This window comes from Myxococcus sp. CA039A, from assembly GCF_013336645.1.
Classification (GTDB): domain Bacteria; phylum Myxococcota; class Myxococcia; order Myxococcales; family Myxococcaceae; genus Myxococcus; species Myxococcus llanfairpwllgwyngyllgogerychwyrndrobwllllantysiliogogogochensis.
Map to the genome: position 1 here is coordinate 1 of NZ_JABUMQ010000643.1, position 1,690 is coordinate 1,690.

General features: G+C 69.1%; 1 protein-coding gene and 1 pseudogene. Both read right to left on the reverse strand.

Annotated features, from left to right (window positions below; all coding sequences use genetic code 11):
• Positions 1 to 44 precede the first annotated feature (44 nt).
• A complete protein-coding gene (locus HR086_RS46695) occupies positions 45 to 1,046 on the reverse strand; it encodes an NAD(P)H-dependent glycerol-3-phosphate dehydrogenase (protein ID WP_141649486.1) in 1,002 nt (333 codons plus the stop codon).
• 54 nt (positions 1,047 to 1,100) lie between these two features.
• Positions 1,101 to 1,690: pseudogene (locus HR086_RS46700) on the reverse strand (hypothetical protein); the annotation flags it as partial.

A 1,690-nucleotide genomic window follows, 5' to 3' on the forward strand; every position in this document is an offset into this window, starting at 1 on the left:
CTGGAACACCGCCCCCGGCCCACACTCGCCAGGCAGCCCGCGCGTCAGACGAGCTCGGACTTGGGCTGGCGCGTCATCAGGTCCACCACCGCCATCTTCGCGTTCTTGTCCTCGTAGGCAATCAGGTAGACCTGCTGGCAGATGGGCAGCTCCACGCCCGTCTTGAGCGACAAGTCGCGAGCGCTGCGCGCCGTCTTCACGCCCTCGGCGACTTCCTTCATCTGTCCCAGGATGTCCGGCAGCTTGCGGCCCTTGCCCAGCTCCATGCCCACGTGACGGTTGCGGCTCAGCTCGCCCGTACACGTCAGCACCAGGTCACCCATGCCGGACAGGCCCGACAGCGTCAGCGGGTTTGCGCCCTTGCGCACCGCCAGCCGGGTGATTTCCGCCAGGCCGCGGGTGATGATGGCCGCTCGAGCGTTGTGGCCCATGCCCAGGCCGTCCGCCATGCCCGCGGCAATCGCGATGACGTTCTTCAGCGCGCCGCCGTACTGCACGCCCACCACGTCCGTGGACGTGTAGCTGCGGAAGGTCTCCGTCTGGAGCGCCTTCTGACAGCGCACCGCGACCTTGTCCCAGTGGGACGCAATCGTCACCACCGTGGGCATGCGCCGCGCCAGCTCCTTGGCGAAGCTGGGGCCCGACAGCACGGCGATGTACGGATGGAACTCCTCCGGGAGGCAGTCCTCCAGCAGCTCCGTCATCGTCAGCAGTGTCTCGTTCTCGATGCCCTTGGACACGGTGATGATGGGCACGTTGCGCGGCAGGAAGGCCTTGGCGCGGGCCAGCACCTCGCGCGTGGCGTGGCTCGGCGTGGCGAGCACCACCATCTCCGCGCCGGCGAGCGCCTCTTCCAAGTCCTGGGTGGCGCGCACGCGCTCGGAGATGGGGATGCCGGGAAGATAGGTGGGGTTCTCGTGCCGGGTGTTGATGGCCTCCACCACCGTCGGCTCGCGGCCCCAGAGGCGGACCTCCTCACAGTTCACCGCCAGCACGTTCGCCAGGGCGGTACCGAAGGAGCCGGAGCCGATGACACTGCCACGCATGAAGACCTCGCTCGAGGGGGTGGAAAGGGCACGTTGTCGTGCCAGTTGCCGGTGCTACAGACCGGTGACGATGCCGATGGAGACCACCGGCATGAAGGCGGCGTCCTCGGCACGGGTGCGGAAGTCGCCGCCCAGGGAGACAGAGTAGGACGTTTTCTCGCTCAGCGGCACTTCGGCGCCCACTCGCACGGGCCACGCGCTGGAGGCCACCAGGTCCGGTGGCAGGCCGCCCAGCGGCGTGCGTTGGATGGGCTCCGTGTCCAGGGCCACCAGGTAGCGCACGTCGATGAAGAGCCTGGACGCGCGAACACCCTGGCGCTGGAAGGAGCCGACGATGCCGGGCATCACGTTCCAGTTGCGCCGGCCGGTGAGGTAGCGCGCGCCCCGGTCCTCCAGGCTCGCGGACCGGAGGAAGAATGCGTGACTGCCCTCCATCACCAGCCCCAGGCTCCAGCGCGCGCCTCCGTCCAGCACCCGCCACCGCCAGCCCAGCCGCGCCTCGTTCATCATCCCGTAGAGGCTGTCGAGTCCCACCAGCACATCGACCTGGGGCAGCACGCCCACGGCGGCGCGAGCGGACAGCGTGGGGAAACCCAGCGAGAGGCCGACCGCCACCCCGCCTGTCCTGCCCACGGTGTGTGCAC